The following is an 18,489-nucleotide window of genomic DNA, read 5'->3' as shown; positions in this document are numbered from 1 at the left end:
TTGTATGCCTATAATTATAGGCATAAATAATAGGTAAAAGTCCCTAGCCGAACGGCACCTACTTTTGACATAATAGAAGGCTTATACCTACAAACCAAGAATACTATGGCAAATACTGAGCAAACCCTTTTCGCAAAACGCTTTCGTGGCTTTTTTCCTGTTGTTATTGATGTTGAAACTGCTGGTTTTAACAAAGAGACAGATGCATTACTTGAAATTGCAGTCTCTGTTTTAAAAATGGATGATGACGGGTTGCTTAGCATAGATCAAACAGTGCATTTTCACGTTGAGCCGTTTGAAGGCGCAAATATTGAGCAAGCAGCAATTGAGTTTAACGGCATTGACCCATTTTCGCCATTACGAGGTGCAGTCGCAGAAGAAGACGCTATCAAAGAGATTTGTAAGGTCGTGCGTAAAGCGCAAAAAGCAGCAGGGTGCCAGCGTTCTGTTATTGTGGCGCATAACGCCGCGTTTGATCATGGCTTTTTAAATGCGGCTATTGAGCGCAATAATATAAAGCGCACACCGTTTCATCCATTTGTCAGCTTTGATACAACAACGTTAGCAGGGCTTGCTTTAGGCCAAACAGTATTAGCTAAAGCTTGTCGTGCAGCTGGAATTGAATTTGATAACAGTCAAGCACACTCTGCACTTTACGACACAGAACGCACCGCTGAATTATACTGTTTAATTGTAAACCGCTGGCAAGAGCTGGGCGGTTGGCCGCTTGCGCCACTCGATGAAAGTGACGATGAGGAAGCCGCCAATGAAGCTAAAACGACTGAGTAATTTTACCCTCAGATAATCTTACGAAGTGGGGGGGATAAATACGCGAAAACTGTTTAGTTTCTTTTGCTATTTTAAGCTCCACACCAGGGTGCATTAACTCGTTCACTTTTAAGCGGCTAGAGGCTAGTAGCTGGGCTATTTTTCTTTTTACGAGTGCTTTTTGTTGCTTAACATGACGAGAGCGGACATTCACTTGCTTTTCGTTAGCCGTAATTTTATCAGTAAATTGCTTGCGCTGAGCAGGGTTAGTTATTTTCTCTGCTTTAGTTCGCGCATTTTTTAATTCCAGTAATTTAGTACTCAATACCTTTTCAAAGTCGTTAATTTGGCTTTGCTTATCACGCAGTTCAAACCAATTTTGTGCTAAAAACACACGCGTTTTAGTACCAGCAGGCGCACCTAATTCACCAGTTTCAATCCGCATTGCATCAAATATATTACCACCAATAATTTTGCCACGAGGGTTATCGGCTTTGCCAACACGTATTAAACGTTTAGCTGTTAGGTCACAATGTAATACTTGGCGCTCTATGAATAAACTTTGTTCAGTCTTAATGTCACAATATTGAGCATAGCCTATAGAAATTGTACGCTTGGCTGAAATACGGCAAGTAAATGCTTCTTCGTTTTCACGGTTTCGGCCTATAGCACCTAATACAATAGTTACAGCACTTTCGCTCTGCACAATTCCTGATTCAACAAAGCCTAAAACAGTAATGTCACCTTTCGCTTTTACTCGCATTCCGTCTTTTATATCGCCACTAATAATTACACTGCCGTCAAAATCAATGTGGCCTGTACTTACATCTACATTATCGAAACATAAAACGTCGTCAACGCGCATTCCACGTGGCAGCGCAACAGGAACGCCTTTGCAATCTGCAATCAGTAAATTAGGGTTTGTTGGGTCTATTTTTGTCCCTTCAAAGGGTTGTAGTTCAAGTTCTTTTCCTGGCGAAGCAGGGATAATATCGCCAAACACCGTGTATCCGTCTTCACCCTGGGTGGCGGCTATACGTTGCATAAGAGGAGTGCCCGGTTTAACAGTAATGATAGCCCCAAGATCTTTCATATCAACTTTACCGCCAGCAGTTGCTTGCGGGCTTAAAACGCGATCTTGTGCTGTTGAACAAAGGCGAACAAATTTAGCATCGCTACCTTCTTTTGGATTGCGGCCATGGGCTACAATAGCGCTATATGCCACACCTGAAGCTTTTTCAAACTGTTGGCCTAAAAAACTATCAAGCGCACGCGGACTAATCCCTTTTTTTACACCTGCTTGGCTAAGCGCCTCTTGGGCATCTTCCATTGTTAACAGTGATCCACCTTTAGCTGTAGTAATAGTGGCTTCTGCAACCATATTTTTTTCATCAATATTAATAGCAATAGTGGCATCCACTGCTTTAGCAATCACTAAAGATACTTCTTTGTGGTTTTTAGAAGGCGCAAAAAGTTTCCCGATATTAGCTGTAATAGTTTCATACTCGCCAAATTCAGATTGTTCAAACATTTCAATTAATTGAGTGCTTGTGACCGGAAAACCGCTATCAATAGGATGTTTAATTAAAGAAACACACCCTGTATTTTTATCTAATGAAAAAACCGACATTTTAAATCCCTACTTCTTATGCCTGTTATTATTCTTAACCTTTACAGTTACAACTAAACCTTTAGCACTAGCTGGCTAATCCCTTATTTGAACACAGGTTTACCATATTGTTAAGTAAATGTTTACTGTGGCTAATACATTATTGCTAATTTGGTTGCTAAATATGCAGTTAGCCTGTGTAAATCAAATAAAGCGTTATTAAGCCTTGAGTATCATCACTTTACTCAGTTATACTACTCGCACGCTCTGAATGAGTTTACTAATTCAGGGGCTGATTAGGATTCGACGGAATTCAAGAAGCCCAAGGTGCATGTCGAGGTGCGGTTTGCCTCGTAAAAAAGCCGCAATCTAAAGTAATCGCAAACGACGATAACTACTCTCTAGCAGCTTAGGCTGGCTAGCGCTCCTTCCATGTATTCTTGTGGACTGGATTCTGGAGTGTCACCCTAACACCTGATCGCGATGGAAACCCTGGCCGGGGTTGAAGCGTTAAAACTAAGCGGCCTCGCCTTTACTTACCGTGTTTGTCCGGGATTTAAAGGTTAATTAAATGACAATACTAAACATGTAGTACCGACGGTCGAGGCTTTTCGGACGGGGGTTCAAATCCCCCCAGCTCCACCAATAACGGTTTTTAAATTCGTTTGTTTAAAAACCCTAAAAAACCCGCAACTTGAGTAATCAAGTTGCGGGTTTTTTTATGTGGTTAATAAAAGCTATTATGATTCTCTTATTGTGCGTAGCTTCATTTTTATCACAATGATCATTAATATAAGTAGTGATAAAACACTAATTGATAGCGTTAAGTTAATTACGGCGTTGTTGAGCTGATTAACTTTAGGGTGTGCGTTGCCATTTTGCTGCTGCCTAATATAACGCTGGCTTATCCAGTCTACGGCGTTGATCCATTGTACTTTATTTGGATCTGTATTATTGAGTGTACTCATTGTATGTGCGTCATTATTTAAACTTTTTGCTAAATTAATGAGTTGCAACCAAAACGCATTTTTCTCACCTAAGTCGTCTATTTCTTGCAGGCGAAGGTTTAATTTTTCTCCTCCCATTTTTTCAATATTAGGCTGCTTTACACTATCGGCATAGCTGTTAATTAATAGAGAAAACCGATTGAACTGCTCGCTATCGTGGCTTAGTTGTGCATTATTATTGGCACTCATATTCGTTTTTTGTTGATTACTAACTGCCTTTTGCTCAGTTATGTACTGTTTGTAATCTTGGTAGGTTAAGCCAATTATCGTGTTACTTTGTGATTCACTCATTGTATTTGAAAGCAAATTATAGCTAAGAGTAAGGCCCGTAATTGTCATAACTAACAGGGCTATATAGCAAAGATAGAGTAGGCTTTTTAGTGAAGATCGCTGTAGCTTTACTTTGTCGTTTTTGTAACGCGTAATTATAGTTTGTATAGAATTAGTTTTTTTCTGCAGTAGTGTACGTTTTGAATTAGACGTTTTATGTTCTTCTGCATCATCATGTTTTGTTAATTTTTTTAACGCTAAAGGATACTGCTTTGCTGTAAGAGCGGTAGATTGATGCAGTTCAACTCGTGTTATTAAGCCCATTTTTTTTAGTGACGATTCTGCTTTAACGGCTTCAATACTCGTTAGATTTTTTTTTAATGCGTAAGATTTACCATCAAACAACTTTATAGCAATAGTGTGGGGAATATTTAAAAATTGGCTAAGTTGTTTTTGTACCAATGAAATATTGGCATGTTGGTGTAGTTGGCCATTAAAAATAATTTTAAATGTAGCGCTCACTTTAATTCCTTTGTTTTCATTTCCCTTAAGGAGCTTTTTTATCTATATACATAACATAAACTTAACAGATTAAGACTCTGTTTTCTATATTCCTCACTAATGATTTTTTATTAATAATTTAATGTGCTTAAACTTAATACAGTAAATGACTTTACGAGAGGAAAATTTGAAAGAAAGAGGGATAGTAGGTTACGTTTAGGTCACAGAACGCTGCTCACTTGAGGCTTATCGTCAAGGGATTCTATTGCTAATTTGTTAACTCTTATAGGCAATGCTTTGGTTTGCAATTGTTGACGTGGTTAGAGGGTAAATTGTTTGGGGTAGCCTTATGGCTGTTGTGGCGTATCTAAATGATTTGTTTTTTTGAATTAAATATTAGCAGCTTGTTTTGAGTGTCAGCTGTTTAGTTAACTTGCTAATAGTTGAAAGTGTTGCCCCATTAACGCTTTTGTTAATGGAGCACTTTGGCTATTTAACCGCAGATTTAATGGCAGTATCACCATCAAAAAGTTCAAAAATACGGTTCTTTTCAAACGAATTGGTTGCGATATGCAGCAGTGCATTGGCTACATTTTCACGACTAATTTTAGCCTTATCTTGGTCATCAGGGCGCTGTGTTGTCACTTTCATTGATGCGCTTTCATCAGTGAGCGTACCCGGGCGAACAATGGTGTAATTTAAACCACTACTGGCAAGGTGTTCATCGGCCATGTGCTTAGCAACTAAGTATGGTTTTAAATCACTTTCTATTGCGTCAGGGTTATCTGCACCTATTGAGCTGACCATAATAAAGTGCTTAACGTTATTGTTTTTTGCGTAATTAGCCGCTTTTGCTGCAGCCCATAGATCAATTAATAGTGTTTTGTCGTCGCCGGTGCTTCCACCAGAACCAGCCGCAAAAATTACTTGATCACAACCTTTAATAGCTTCACTAAAATCACCTTCTAAATCTTGCTCTACAATATTTAAAAACGGGCTTTCTAAATCACTTAGCTTAGTTTTATCACGAACAAGGGCGGTAACATTTTGTTCGTTCTTAAGTAATAACTCCGTTGTCATTTTACCAATTTGACCACTAGCGCCAATAATTAAGGTCTTACTCATAATCAACTCCTTTCACTTGTTAGTAAATGTATTTGCTTACAAATAGACCTTGGGCTTAAAAATTGTTTTTAAAGGGCAAAAAGAGACATTAACGTATTAATTTTAAAAAACATTTAATTTAAAAAGAGCACCTTAACTGAGTATGAAAATGAGTGGTTATATTTGTGTTTTTTTATAATATTTTTTCAATCATTATACTCACTTCGGTCACATAGTTACGGTGGTATAAGCTAATACGTACTTTACGATTTTGGTAATTGTAATAAAGGGTGCGGTAGTTTTCACTGCCGGTTATCTTCAATGGGTCACCTAATTGTTGCTGATAAAAGTCTGTAATGGAGGAAATAGACTGCGTTAAATACCCAGTTTTAACCAGTGGGTATTCATCTGTTACTTCCATAGTTGTTACAAACTCATCTGGCACTGCAATATCAATAACATTTATGGCAAGTGTTTTAAACGAGGTAAACAATAACAGCGATAGTATAATTAATTTTTTCATTGTGACTCTTTAAGTTCCTTTTATTAAGAACAGTTTACCCAAATAGTGGGCTTTGTCATTTATATTTTATTACGAATTAAATCTCTTACAATAAAGCGAGCGGGGTGTATAGCTTGGCTTACTCGCTCGCTGAATGGGCGCGGCTCGTTTGCTAAGCAGCTAATAAAATGTTCAGCACACAGTGGTGCGCTGCACAAGGCACGAGCTCCAAAGCCCGTAAAAATATGTAGCCCTTGTTGAGGGTGATTGAGAGGCAAATATTGATAACGCTTACCCAACCTCAGGTTTGCAAATGCATTTGTATAATCGCTTTGTTCACACCATTGCCCAGCCATTGGCAAGTGGTCGATGAATGTGCATCTTACTGCTGCTTTTGCAGAGCTTACTTTTCCTAACGTTGTAGCAAAGTCGCTATGATCGTAAAAGTTTATGAGTTGAGCACGGTTAGTGTGGTCATCCTCATCTGAAACATGGCGGCTTTTACTGTTTTTTTCAAATGTAGCGCCCATGCAATGATGGTCTAAATAAGCTGGTGTAAAGTAGCCTTTATGGCAAAGTACCGTTTTAAGCTTTCGAGATTCAGGACTTGCTTGAACATGCGATACTTGCCCGCGCACGCCTACAATAGGAAGTGATTTTGTTTGCTCAAATGTGTCGCTGTGCTCACCTGTGCAAATTATAACATCGCTAAATGGACCAAACTGTTGATTATTGCTTGTTAAAACCCAGCCGTTTGCTGTTTTTTCTATGTTTATTATATTGCAATTAAAGTGACTGTTGTGGGGTATTAGCCTATTTGCCGCGCCTAGCATTGCATTAACGAGTTGTGGTGGATTAACCCAGCCACCTTGTTCAAAATAAACACCGGGGTACCCAGTTTGAACGCCGGCTATTTCATCGCCTTGCTCTGCGGTTACGTTTTGCATAAGTTGCTTTGGCCAAAGTTGCTTTTGAGCAAGGTTTTTGTGTTTATCAGCAAGGGGCTTTTTTACAGCATGTTGCAAAACACCACACCATTGGTGATCAAAGCTAAATCCATCATTTAACAATTTCTGGTAAACGCGCTTTGCGTATAAAAAACTATGTGCAAAAAGTTCACTATGCGGTGAATCTTTAGCTTGTAAATGAGGGTACACCGCGCCTTGCACATTATGTGACGCGCCCATGGCAGGCTGCGGGTCTTTGCAGAATAATTCAGCGTTTATACCGCGTTTAGCAAGGCTGTATAAAATACAACTACTGGCTATACCGCCGCCAATAATAGCGACGTTATTAAGTTTACTATCGTCTTGATTAAAGTAAGGGGGGGCTGATTGAGCCGTGTTTGCATGTGGTATTTGGCCAATTAGCATGTCTCTTTTTTTGCCAAAGCCTTTGGTTTTAATTGTATCAAACCCGGCTTCTATTAAACCACGGCGAACAAAACCTGCTGCTGTAAACGTAGCTAGAGTTGCCTTTGCTTTTGAAATGTCAGCCATGCTATTAAATAAGCTTTGCTGCCACATTTCAGGGTTTTTGCTTGGGGCAAACCCATCTAAATACCAGGCATCTACAATCCCTGTTTGTGGGTAGCTCATTGTATTAATAGACGCGAGTGCATCGCCAAAATGTAAGTCGAGGACAATACGTCCGTTGTCAAATTCAAGTCGGTGACACCCTTGTAAATTAATAGGGTAATTGTTGACGAGTTTTTCACTTAATCTTTGTAATGTAGGCCACGCTTGAAGTGCTTTGCTTAAATCGTTAACTTTTAATGGGTATTTTTCAAACGAAATAAAGTGAAGGCGCTTTACACCTTTATCTAATTGATTTTGTGATTGTTGACGTGCAATATGATCGTTAAAGTGTTGCCATGTATTTAAAAAATTTAACCCAGTACCAAATCCTGTCTCTGCTATTACAAAGTGGGGTTGGTCATGAGTTTGTAATCGAGTTTCTATATTATTTTGCTCATAAAACACATAATGCGATTCGGCAAGACCGTCGTCATTCGAAAAATAAATATCACCAAAGTTATCAGCAAACGGTGTACCTAAATCGTTAAAGTGTATATGTGCGTTTTTAATCATAATGTTTAAATTTACAAAATATATTTTTCATTATTTTACGGGTTTTCTTTGTAATAGTCTGGCGTTATTTATAAGCTAGCAGTTCAGAGTACAAGTGTACGCTAGAAAGCTGACCACTTAAGTGATTAAATTCGCGTAAAATAAAACGCAATTAAGTATTAAGCTAAGGGAATCACCCATGAGAAGAGCCGTAATTACCGGTATCGGTGTTGTATCAAGCATTGGTAACAACAAAGAAGAAGTTTTAGAGTCATTAAAAACAGGTAAAAGTGGTATCGCTTTCAACCAAGAGTTTGCTGACTACAACTTGCGCAGCAACGTATCAGGTAAAATTGATATAAACGTTAAAGACCATGTTGACCGCAAAGCAATGCGCTTTATGGGTGATGCTGCTGCGTACTCTTACATTTCGATGACTCAAGCAATTGAAGACTCAGGGTTATCAGAAGAGCAAGTCTCAAACGAGCGCACGGGTATTATAGTTGGCTCTGGTGGTGGTTCATCTAAATGGCAAGTAGAAGCCGCCGATATTTTACGTGAGAAAGGCGTAAAGCGTGTAGGCCCTTACATGGTGCCTCGCACTATGGCCAGTACAACTTCAGCATGTTTAGCGACTCCTTTTAAAATAAAAGGGGTTAATTATTCAATTAGTTCAGCATGTGCTACGTCGGCGCATTGTATTGGTAATGCGGTTGAACAAATTCAACTTGGCAAGCAAGACGTTGTGTTTGCTGGTGGCGGTGAAGAGCTTCACTGGACGCTTGCAATGGAATTTGACGCAATGGGTGCACTCTCTACTAAATACAACGAAACACCAGAAAAAGCATCGCGCACTTATGATGCTAACCGTGATGGTTTTGTTATTTCTGGCGGTGGTGGCATTGTAGTTGTAGAAGAGCTAGAGCATGCATTAGCACGCGGCGCACATATTTACGCTGAAATAGTAGGGTATGGTGCTACATCTGATGGGTACGATATGGTTGCTCCATCGGGCGAGGGTGCTGCACGTTGTATGCGTCAAGCAATGCAAAATGTAGATAGCATTGATTATCTTAACACGCATGGCACATCAACACCTGTGGGTGATGTTAAAGAGCTTGGTGCAATTCAAGACGTATTTGGTGGTAACTCGCCCATGATCAGTGCGACTAAGGCAATGACGGGTCATGCTTTAGGGGCTGCCGGTGTGCATGAAGCTATTTTCTCTTTGTTAATGCTTGAGCATGGTTTTGTAGCACCGTCTATTAATGTTGATGAATTAGACGAGCAAGCTGAAGGTTTAGATATTGTTACTGAACGCAAAGATGTAGAGCTAAATACAGTGATGTCTAACAGCTTTGGCTTTGGTGGTACAAACGCCACTTTGGTAATGAGCAAATACACAGCTTAATTACCTACATTTGTTCTTTTCGGTTAAAAAAAGGTAAGCCACAATGGCTTACCTTTTTATTATAAAGGGAGTTATTCCCCCTTACTGTGTTCTTCACGAGCTTGCTCAATTTCGTCAGCAATTTCTTGGGCTTTTTGCTTGGTTTTTTCTGTTAATTCACCTGCGGCTTCTTTACTTTTTATCCATGCATCGATAGCAATTTCCTTTCCATCGTCGTACATATCTAAGCCCATGGCTTTGCTTTGTTGAAGTAACTCGTTTAACGACTCATCATTTTTAAGATCGTGTGTTGTTTCTTTTACTTCATTCCAGGCATCGCCTAGTTTTTCTTGCATTTGAGCGCTTTTTTCTTTTGTTTCTTCTTTTACTTCTTTAGCGTCTTCACAACCGGTTAAAGTAATTAAAGTGCCTAATAATGCTAAACCTGCTAATTTGTTCATATGCTATCTCCTCAAGAGATTAATAGTTAATTCCAGATAATTATAGAGTAATGAAAATGAACGTTCCCGTAACAGAGCGGTTAAAGTTTAAATTAATGAACGAGCATGATTGGCAACAACTATATGAGCTTGATCAAGACCCTGCAGTAATGCAATTTTTAACGCGTGGTGTGCCTACAACTAAAAAACAAATTAGAGAAGAGGGGATACCGCGTATGCTTGCATACCGCAATGCTAAAAAGGGTTGGGGGCTTTGGTCTGTGACAACTAAAGACACCAATACATTTATTGGTTGGGTCCTTTTAAGACCTATGGATTTTTTTAGTGAACAACCAAACTTTAGTGATATTGAAATTGGTTGGCGCTTTAAACAAATAAGCTGGGGGATGGGGTATGCAACTGAAGCCGCAAGAGCATTATGTGCAGAGCTCACCAAACAGCCTGATGTTAATTATATTAGTGCCAGTGCGTTAGCAGATAATATAAGCTCTATAAAAGTAATGAAAAAGCTTGGACTAACGTTTGTCAAATCTTACACGCATACTGATGAGCAGGGTGACTTACCTGCTGTTTTATATTCTAAGCGCCTAAAGTTAGACTAAAATCTGCACCCACAAGGATTGACCTAGCCATAAATGCTATGCATAAATATGGGAAGGTTATACTGCTTATTATTTGTAACTTAACTTTTAAGTGAAACTTCCAACAACTAAAACAATAATTTAAGGACGTTATATGGGCTTATTTTTCTCGCCAACCAAGCTAGTGATAACGAGTATGCTTGTGTTTCAATTCAGTGCATTTCATGTAGCAGCCAAGCAAGTTGCGCAAAGTGCTGTTGCTATGCCTGACTCGTACAGTGCTGATACGGCTAAAAATATATTAGAGCTGGGCGGAAATGCCGTAGACGCAGCTATAGCAGCACAGTTTGTATTGGCTGTAACCCTGCCTGAAGCGGGTAACATTGGTGGCGGCGGATTTATGCTGATCCAAAAAGATGGAAAAAGTGATTTTATAGATTACCGAGAAACGGCTCCAAGCGAAGCACACCGAGACATGTACTTAGACGAACAAGGCAATGTAATACCTAATAGATCTATTTATGGCATACACGCAAGTGGTGTACCTGGCAGTGTTGCGGGTATGTGGTTAGCTCATAAAAAACACGGTTCGGTAGAATGGAAAAAATTAGTACAACCTTCCGTTACTTTAGCTGAGCAAGGTTTTATTGTGCCACCAAAATTGGCGCAAGGGGTTAGTAGTTACATAAGCTATTTAAACGAGCAAAAAATAGATGTTAACTTCGAAAAATATTTTGCTGGTTTAAAAGCCAATGAAAAATTTACACAACCTGAGCTGGCAAAAACATTAAAGCGAATTCGCGATGATGGACAAGCTGGGTTTTATGAAGGCGAAACAGCCAATATTATCGAAAAATTTATGCGTAAGCATGGCGGTATTATTACCAAAAATGATTTAAAAAATTATACGGCTAAGTCGCGCGCACCATTAAAAGCAAGTTGGAACGGGTATGAAGTGCTTACTTCGCCGCCACCCAGTTCAGGCGGTATTGCAATTTTACAATGGCTAAAAATGTATGAACTGCAAAAACTAAATAACGAAGTGGCTCATAATTCGTCGTCTTACGTGCATTTGCTTTCTGAAATAGGTAAACGCGTGTTTGCAGACCGAGCAGAGTACTTAGGTGATCCTGACTTTTTTGATGTGCCAGTAAACGCATTAATCAATGAATTATATTTAAAAAAGCGTATGGCTGATATCTCATTAACCGCGATTTCAACAACCGAAAAAATAAAGCCCGGACTGAAAGAAAGCGAACAAACGACACATTTTTCTATTGTTGATAAAATGGGGAATGCCGTAGCAAATACCACAACTATAAACTTGGGGTTTGGTAGTGGGGTCGTAGTTGAAGGCGCCGGGTTTATTTTAAATGATGAAATGGACGACTTTAGTGCAAAACCGGGTGTTATGAATGCGTTTGGTGCGTTAGGTGGTAAAGCTAATGAAATACAGCCACATAAACGTATGCTGAGCTCCATGACACCGACCATTTTATTAAAGGATAACACGGTAAAAATGGTAACAGGCTCACCTGGTGGTACAACGATTATTAGCTCGGTTTACCAGTCAATTTTAAATGCAATAGAGTTTAATATGAGTGCAGATCAGGTGGTTAACGTGCCTCGCTTTCATCATCAGCTGTGGCCTAAAAACGTTATACGTGTTCACGAAGGGTTAAATGATGCGGTAAAAGTAGAGCTTCAAAAAATGGGTTACACAATTGACGAGCGCCACTTTGGTGACATGCATGTGATTATTAATAAAGATGGGGAATTAGATGCTGCGTCTGAAAATTCAGGAAGAGGTAAATCAATCGTTTTTTAACTAATTAAAATTAGATTTATAAAACCGCTCAGTATGTACTAAGCGGTTTTTTATTTACTATGGCTTAGAGCCAGCGAATTGCGCTGGTTACTCGCTCGTTATAGGTATCTAGTGGTGCACCCACACTGGCAACCAAAATGGTATCAGCCTGCGACCCGCGATTGATTTGGCCTTCAAAGCGCTCATCTTGGAAATGATCATTTCCCAAACCAAACGATTTATTTTCTGAAGGTACAATAAATACCGTCATTGGACCAAAGTCCGATTCAAAAATTAAATGTAAGCCTCTTTCCCCTTTAAAATCACAAAACATAGCGTAAGTTATATCGCCAGGAAGCTCATCTATGTGACCGCCAAGTACGGCCAGTTTGTCATTAACACTTTGAAGGCTGATAGGGGATTTTTTATCAAGGGCATTTATTTCGTAGTACACATGCGCAAGTGCATGCTCGCCCGCTTCGTGGCCAATATGCTGCTCTGAGCTGAAAAAGAACGCACTCACTGCGACCATGAATGATGCCGCTAAGGCAAGGTGCACACGGTCAAACTTAAAACGCGATTTAGCGTCAACAACGTTGGTGCCAGCAGCTTGCTCTTCTTGTAAGGCTTTTTCTTTTAACGATGTATTTAAAATAATACGATCAGCTAAGTTATCAGGCACAGGTATGTCGAGTGCATCTTGAAGGTGTTTATCAAATTCTTTCATTTCGGTAATAAAACTTTGTCGCTCAGGGTTGCTCTGGGCAAACTCCATAAGTTCATTATCTATATCGTTTGGTTGCGCAATAGTGCGGCGACGAAACTCAAGTTCATCCATTATTTTGATGCCCCTTTAAGTTGTTCATCATCACGGCTTAAAGCCTCTTTAAGTTGGTTTCTAGCACGGTATAAACGTGTCATTACCGTGTTTTTATTTAAATCGAGTATGTCGGCAATTTCCTCGCCGGTGCACCCCATTACGACCTGTAATAATAGTGGCTCTCTGTATTCGTCAGATAGCAATCCAATTTGTCGTTGAATAACGGTTTGCTCCATTTCATCATCAAGCGAATGGCTGGTTTCATCAACTAGCGTATCGTTTTCTACATCACTGTAATCAAACTGTTTACGTTCAAATCGTCGTGCGTTTTCTCTGCGTAAAATAGTCAGTAACCACGGTTTTGCTGCTTTTTGATCGAGTAAAGAATCAAGTGAGCGCCAAGCGCGCAAAAATGTCTCTTGTACTAAATCATCAGCTATGTGCGGATCACGGCACAACCAGTATGCAAAGCGGTAAAGCTCTTTATTATAAACGTGAACTAAGGCTTCATAACGTTTTTGTTTCTCTGCCATATCGATTAAGACCTGATTATTTGATTTTTTATTTCCCAGCATAAGCACTTTTTTACTACTATATTTTTATTTAATGAAAAAAGACTCATACGTAACTTTATTTTAGCTATAAAGGTCTTTTAATACAGTTTGTTGCGAATTTGATGCTTGAGCTTGCTCACTCTCAAGTATTTTTATAATAGCACCAAGGTCACTGTTTGTAGCTTTTTTTCCATACAATTGCGCTTGTAATTGAATTACCTCAGTACTTAACTGAGAGTTATTAATTCGTCGGCATAACTCATCAATAGCGCCGGTATCCTGTTTGGTTATTTGTACTGCGTAATTATTTAGCTCATTGTAAAATGCCTTAACATCACCTGTTTTTTGTATGTTTAACAGCTTTTTTAAACTTGGCTTGCTGAGTGGAGTAGGTAATGGCTTCACTTTTTCAATGGTATTTATATTAGAACGGGTAAACCAATAATAAATTGCAGTGCCAATCCATAAGATATAACCCAGTACAGCAACAGCAATAAGCCATAGTGGCGTGTAGCTGCGAGCAGTTTGCATTTGGGCTGATGTATTAGCGTCAGCTTTAGTTTCATCAACGGGTGTTTTATCAATACTTTGCTCTGTATTTACAGGGGTATTAACAACGGTGCTGCTTGGCGTTACAGTAATTTTACGCGCTGGGAGCGTGGCAAAACTAATACGGTTAATTTTAGTATTAAACCAAGGTAATTTAATTTCAGGTAAGGTGTAAGTGCCCGGTGTTTGTGGCAATAATGCATACGATGCAGTTTGTTGCGAAACAACACGCCCATTTCTTACTGCGTTGTTGTTCTCTTTTTGATCAGGGTAGCTACGGATCCCATTTATTGTTGGCATTTCTATATCTGGGAGTTGCTCTTTGGTGACGCCAAGCGCTGTAAGTGTAATTGTACGAGTTATAGGTGTACCGACTTCAATGGTGTCATCACTTGGTTGCCATTCTTCACCAAGGTTTACCAGCTCACTGGGCAACCATGCACCTTTGTAATCACTGGGAATGGGTTTAATTTCTATTTGTTGGTCTTCGCCAATTGCAGATACTTCCAACTGGCGATAATTTTGTTGCACTCGGCCCTGAAATACGGGGGCAGCAATCGTATAAGGACCACTTTTTTGGGGTTGAATCAAATACTCTCGAGTAATAACTAGGTAGCGTTTACCATCAACTAATTCGTAACTTTCTGTCTGTTTACCTAGTTGTGTTAGCTGTGCATCTTCCATGCTCGGTGTACTTAAACTACCATCAAGTAACTCTTTAGCTAAGTATAGTTTTAGTGTGTAAACGCCTGCTTCTTGCACATAGAGTGAATTGCTAGAAAGTGATGTTTTTACAAAAATGTCGTTATTATTGTCAGCGTTTGCAGCACGTTTTGTCACGGTTAAATCAATTGGCTGCGAGCTTAATCCACTTACCGTAAATGAGGGGATAGTGTACTGCCCCTCGGTGCGGGTCATTAATTTAACGCTCCACGTAGTTTGTTTATTAATGCTACCGTTTATGATGTTAGTTCGCGTACTCAAACTTGTTGGGCCGACTACAAAATCTTTCAGCAGTACAGACGTATCGGGTTGTTCACCTTTGACGTTATCGTCTACTGATATATTGAGCATAAAAAACTCCCCCGCCAAAACAGGGTTTTTATCTACGCTCGCTTGAAGTTTTGTCGCTGCGAACGAGGGGATCGCGCATAGTAGCAATAAACAGCAAAATAATCGCATTACCATGATTTTTCTACTCCTGTAGGGCGGCGTTGATATTGTCTTTTTTGGGCTTCGAGTTGCATTTTATTCCGTAGTAAAATTGCCGGGTCGTCCGGTACTTTTCTGAGTAACTGATTAAGCTGCTGGGCTTTTTCTTTTTCTTCATTTGTAAGCTCACTGGCTTGTGCTTGCATTGCCTGTTGTTGCGCTTTTTGTTTTTGCTCGTCGCTAACGTGTTGCTCACTCATTGCTTGCGATTGGGGCTGTTGCTGGTCAGACTGTTCAGCGTTTTTATTTTCGCTTTGTGGCTGTGCTTGCATATCAGGTTTATTTTGCTCCTCTGATTGCTCACCGGTTTGCCCTTGCTGATCTTCAGAGGGTTCAGGCTCTTGCTCTGATTTTTCGCTCGCATCGCTCTGGCTTTGGTTTTCACCTTTTGCCGAGTCGTTTTGCTCATTATTTTGTTGCTCTTGCCCAGATTGTTCGTTATTGGGTTGTTGGTTTTGATCGCCTTGTTGCTGGTTTTCTTGATTTTGAGATTCATCACCACTTTGTTCTTGCTGGTTTGGCTGTTCTTGTTGATTCAACAGCTGCTCAACTAAGGCTTGGTTATCTGCGGCTTGACTAAAATCACTTTGCAGCGTTTGAGCTTGCTTATAAGCGTTTATGGCCTCTTCAAGTTTGCCCGCTTTGGCAAGTGCATTGCCATAGTTATAGTAACCTGTGGCGGACTTATCTTGACCAAATGCATCTAAAGCGGCGTTATAATTGCCTTGCTTGTAGAGCGCTGCGCCTTTTAATTGGTTTGACTTCGCGTTAGCGGCTTTGTCGTATTCTTCATTTTTATAGGCGGTGAGAGCCCGTTGGTCTGTATTTTTTAATAGTGTAGGGAGCTCCAATGCATACGCGTTTTGCTGAGGTAAAAAGGTAAGCAACAAAACCGCGCCTAAAAAGGCAGAGCGCCTGAATAAATACAAACCAAATGGTAACAAGAGCAAAAGCCCGTAAATACCGGCGTCAATGCGCCACAGTGCCTGGCTTTGTGTTTCATCTTTTAATAACTCACTATTAGCCATTGGCGAAAACGTATTTATGTCGCTATTACTTGGTTGATAGCGCGCAAATTTCCCGCCACTGCGCGTTGCTAAGCTTTTTAGTTGTGAAATATTTATAGTAGGGATGACAATTTGACCGTACCGGTCTTTTAAAAAACCACCTTCAGGTAACTTTATAGGCGCACCTTGCTCTGACCCTACACCATAAATGTTGAGTCTAAATGTTGTGTTATTTATAAAGCTTGTTACATCGCTTTGTTCTTCTTGTTCTATACCATCGGTTATTAAAATAATATCGCCATCAATATAACCTGCCTGATTTAATAACTCTTTTGCCATATCTAGGCCAGCTAAAACATTAGAGCCTTTGTCGGGCATTATATCGGGGCTTAAGCTTGGAATTAAATTGCTGAGTGTTGTGGCATCATTGGTTAGTGGCGATATGGTATACGCAGTGCCAGCATAAGCAACTAGCGCGGTGTCACCTTCTTTAAAAAGCTCAATCATATCAAGGGATTTAAAACGAGCTTGCGTTAACCTGTTTGGTAAAATGTCGGTGCTGTACATTGAATAAGACATATCCATAACGATGACACGAGCACTTTTGCTTTGAAAAACGGGTACCTGTTTTTTTTCAAAGCTTGGGCCTGCACTGAATAAAACCCCTAAACTGCAAAATACAGCTATCAGCCAAAGTGGTTGGCTGGCTTTTGTGTTGGTATCACTGATGACAAATTGGGCTAAGTGCGGTGCAATTAATTGCACGTCTGTGGTTTTTTTATGCTTAATTAACGCTACAAAAAATAGGCCAATTGCAGGTATAAGCAGCCATAAAATGGCAGGGCGAATAAATTCAAAATCCATTAGTTTGGCTCCTTTAATGCGCGCAATGTACTTAGCATTACGTTTAAGCTAATTAGTAAAATGGCAATAAGTAGCGGGTAATAAAATAATGAGCTTTGTGGGCGAAAGGTTTTTTCGTCCGCACTAATGGGCTCTAGCTTATCAAGCTCTGCGTAAATCTGTTTGAGGCCCGCTACATCCTTAGCTCTAAAGTAAAGGCCGCCGGTATCGTCAGCTATATTTTTTAGTAGGCGCTCATCTAAATTACTTCCGCCTGAGCCACCCATATTAAATAGGCTAAAGCCACGTGGGTTATCAGAGCCGACACCTATGGTATAGACTTTAATGCCCTCTTCGCGGGCGAGTAATAATGCGTCGTCAGGGTTTAAGTTACCCGCGGTATTTTGACCGTCTGTTAATAGCACAACGATTCGGTTGCTGTCGTCTTTACTAGCAAAACGTTTCACTGATAAGCCAAGTGCGTCGCCAATAGCTGTCGCGCGTCCAACTAAACCTATTTGTGCTTCGTTAAGCATTTTAGTTACCGTTTTTAGATCGCGCGTTAGAGGTGTTTGTAAAAACGCCGTATCGCCAAACAAAATAAGTCCAAGTCTGTCGCCAGTGCGTTGTTCTATAAAGTCGCTAAGTACTGCTTTTACCATTGTTAAGCGGTCAACATATTGACCATTGTAGGCCATATCCTGTTCGGTCATCGAGCCAGATAAATCCACCGCAAGCATGATATCTCGGCCTTCATTTGGCAACAAAATAGGCTCGTCTAACCACGTGGGGTTAGCAGCTGCGCTGACAAGTAATAACCAAAGTAGCCATTCAAATATCGATAAACGACGTGATCGAGGTTCAATACTTTGATTACTCAAGCTGTGCTGAGCAAACCCCGGAATTCGTAAGCGAGTATTGTTACTACTTGCTGCTGGCTTTAGTAATAAAAGCAGTAAAGGTAACGGAAGGAGCAAAAAAAGCCATGGCCAACTAAATTCAAACATATAGCGGCTCCTTTACTTTAAAGTTTTTGATTGCTTGTCGAAATTTTTTACTTAAATCGACATTGTTATTTTCGCTACTGTATAAGCTTAAAATTTCTTGCTCAGTAAACGTGAGTCCACTGAGTGTATTAAGCGTTTCACACCACTGCTTTGTAGGTTGTGTGGCAAGGTGCTTACCGTAATATTCAACAACTAGGCGTTTTAAAATAATATGTAAATGCTGAGGGTATTGCTCTTGTTGACTTAATGATACGGCATAACGTTTTGCTTTTTTAAATTGGTACGCTTTATAAATTGCATACACACCGGTTAAAAGTGCAATGCAAAGTAGAGCAATAATAACCCACCAAGCAGGGGCGAGTGGCCACCAATCAACTTGGTTAGGTGCTATTACATCGTGCAGGCCATCGAGTGGATTGGTTTGCATG

General features: G+C 40.0%; 16 protein-coding genes and 1 other RNA gene. 5 read left to right on the top strand and 12 right to left on the bottom strand.

What is annotated here, in order from left to right; all coding sequences use genetic code 11:
* Positions 1 to 105 precede the first annotated feature (105 nt).
* On the top strand, positions 106 to 789 hold the full coding sequence (gene rnt / locus MTF67_RS00485) for a ribonuclease T (RefSeq protein WP_039036615.1): 684 nt from the start codon (positions 106 to 108) through the stop codon (positions 787 to 789).
* Here the strand turns inward: rnt and MTF67_RS00480 are convergent.
* The gene (locus MTF67_RS00480) at positions 773 to 2,398 is read right to left on the bottom strand and encodes a FapA family protein (RefSeq protein WP_039036616.1); all 1,626 of its coding nucleotides are present in this window, start codon (positions 2,396 to 2,398) and stop codon (positions 773 to 775) included. The two genes, rnt and MTF67_RS00480, sit on opposite strands and share 17 nt — an antisense overlap.
* A gap of 267 nt (positions 2,399 to 2,665) precedes the next feature.
* Between MTF67_RS00480 and ssrA the strand changes: the two genes are divergently transcribed.
* Positions 2,666 to 3,022: a transfer-messenger RNA gene (ssrA, locus tag MTF67_RS00475) on the top strand.
* A 95-nt stretch (positions 3,023 to 3,117) separates the two neighbouring features.
* Here ssrA and MTF67_RS00470 read toward each other — a convergent pair.
* The 4 genes from MTF67_RS00470 to mnmC all read right to left on the bottom strand — a co-directional run bounded on the left by MTF67_RS00470 (position 3,118) and on the right by mnmC (position 7,851).
* Positions 3,118 to 4,176 (bottom strand): hypothetical protein, encoded by a 1,059-nt coding sequence (locus MTF67_RS00470; protein WP_039036617.1) that lies wholly within the window; start codon positions 4,174 to 4,176, stop codon positions 3,118 to 3,120.
* Between the two features lie 468 nt (positions 4,177 to 4,644).
* Positions 4,645 to 5,280 carry an NAD(P)-binding oxidoreductase gene (locus MTF67_RS00465; RefSeq protein WP_010555951.1) on the bottom strand — a complete coding sequence of 212 codons (636 nt, stop codon included), beginning with the start codon at positions 5,278 to 5,280 and terminating at the stop codon, positions 4,645 to 4,647.
* 172 nt (positions 5,281 to 5,452) lie between these two features.
* Positions 5,453 to 5,782, bottom strand: coding sequence for a hypothetical protein (locus MTF67_RS00460; RefSeq protein WP_006793328.1), 330 nt, complete (start codon positions 5,780 to 5,782; stop codon positions 5,453 to 5,455).
* 59 nt (positions 5,783 to 5,841) lie between these two features.
* The gene (gene mnmC, locus MTF67_RS00455; protein WP_039036618.1) at positions 5,842 to 7,851 is read right to left on the bottom strand and encodes a bifunctional tRNA (5-methylaminomethyl-2-thiouridine)(34)-methyltransferase MnmD/FAD-dependent 5-carboxymethylaminomethyl-2-thiouridine(34) oxidoreductase MnmC; all 2,010 of its coding nucleotides are present in this window, start codon (positions 7,849 to 7,851) and stop codon (positions 5,842 to 5,844) included.
* A 178-nt stretch (positions 7,852 to 8,029) separates the two neighbouring features.
* Between mnmC and fabB the strand changes: the two genes are divergently transcribed.
* Complete coding sequence (gene fabB, locus MTF67_RS00450) at positions 8,030 to 9,241, top strand: beta-ketoacyl-ACP synthase I (RefSeq protein WP_039036619.1); 1,212 nt, start codon at positions 8,030 to 8,032, stop codon at positions 9,239 to 9,241.
* A gap of 71 nt (positions 9,242 to 9,312) precedes the next feature.
* Here the strand turns inward: fabB and MTF67_RS00445 are convergent, their stop codons facing one another.
* Entirely contained in the window at positions 9,313 to 9,681 is a 369-nt protein-coding gene (locus MTF67_RS00445) for a hypothetical protein (RefSeq protein WP_006793331.1), read from the bottom strand.
* A gap of 50 nt (positions 9,682 to 9,731) precedes the next feature.
* On the opposite strand from MTF67_RS00445, the gene MTF67_RS00440 reads away from it, so the two are divergent.
* Complete coding sequence (locus tag MTF67_RS00440) at positions 9,732 to 10,283, top strand: GNAT family N-acetyltransferase (RefSeq protein ID WP_039036620.1); 552 nt, start codon at positions 9,732 to 9,734, stop codon at positions 10,281 to 10,283.
* Between the two features lie 133 nt (positions 10,284 to 10,416).
* Entirely contained in the window at positions 10,417 to 12,090 is a 1,674-nt protein-coding gene (ggt, locus tag MTF67_RS00435; protein WP_039036621.1) for a gamma-glutamyltransferase, read from the top strand.
* A 64-nt stretch (positions 12,091 to 12,154) separates the two neighbouring features.
* On the opposite strand, the gene MTF67_RS00430 is transcribed toward ggt, so the two are convergent.
* The 6 genes from MTF67_RS00430 to MTF67_RS00405 are packed head-to-tail and all read right to left on the bottom strand — an operon-like array spanning position 12,155 to position 18,488.
* Positions 12,155 to 12,907: a DUF3379 family protein gene (locus tag MTF67_RS00430; protein WP_039036622.1), complete on the bottom strand. Its 753-nt coding sequence runs from the start codon at positions 12,905 to 12,907 to the stop codon at positions 12,155 to 12,157.
* On the bottom strand, positions 12,907 to 13,464 hold the full coding sequence (locus MTF67_RS00425; protein ID WP_021032391.1) for a sigma-70 family RNA polymerase sigma factor: 558 nt from the start codon (positions 13,462 to 13,464) through the stop codon (positions 12,907 to 12,909). The genes MTF67_RS00430 and MTF67_RS00425 overlap by 1 nt, the downstream gene beginning before the upstream one ends.
* A gap of 60 nt (positions 13,465 to 13,524) precedes the next feature.
* Positions 13,525 to 15,180, bottom strand: a complete 1,656-nt coding sequence (locus MTF67_RS00420) for a BatD family protein (protein ID WP_248518460.1) — start codon at positions 15,178 to 15,180, stop codon at positions 13,525 to 13,527.
* Positions 15,174 to 17,075 carry a VWA domain-containing protein gene (locus MTF67_RS00415; protein ID WP_248518459.1) on the bottom strand — a complete coding sequence of 634 codons (1,902 nt, stop codon included), beginning with the start codon at positions 17,073 to 17,075 and terminating at the stop codon, positions 15,174 to 15,176. Before MTF67_RS00415 ends, MTF67_RS00420 begins: the two co-directional genes overlap by 7 nt.
* A complete protein-coding gene (locus MTF67_RS00410) occupies positions 17,075 to 18,061 on the bottom strand; it encodes a VWA domain-containing protein (protein WP_248518458.1) in 987 nt (328 codons plus the stop codon). Before MTF67_RS00410 ends, MTF67_RS00415 begins: the two co-directional genes overlap by 1 nt.
* The gene (locus MTF67_RS00405; RefSeq protein ID WP_006793339.1) at positions 18,054 to 18,488 is read right to left on the bottom strand and encodes a DUF4381 domain-containing protein; all 435 of its coding nucleotides are present in this window, start codon (positions 18,486 to 18,488) and stop codon (positions 18,054 to 18,056) included. Before MTF67_RS00405 ends, MTF67_RS00410 begins: the two co-directional genes overlap by 8 nt.
* Position 18,489: the final 1 nt, after the last annotated feature.

The sequence above is a fragment of the Pseudoalteromonas sp. 2CM32C genome, assembly GCF_023161925.1.
GTDB classification, from domain to species: domain Bacteria; phylum Pseudomonadota; class Gammaproteobacteria; order Enterobacterales; family Alteromonadaceae; genus Pseudoalteromonas; species Pseudoalteromonas marina.
This window is presented reverse-complemented; position numbering and strand designations above follow the sequence as displayed.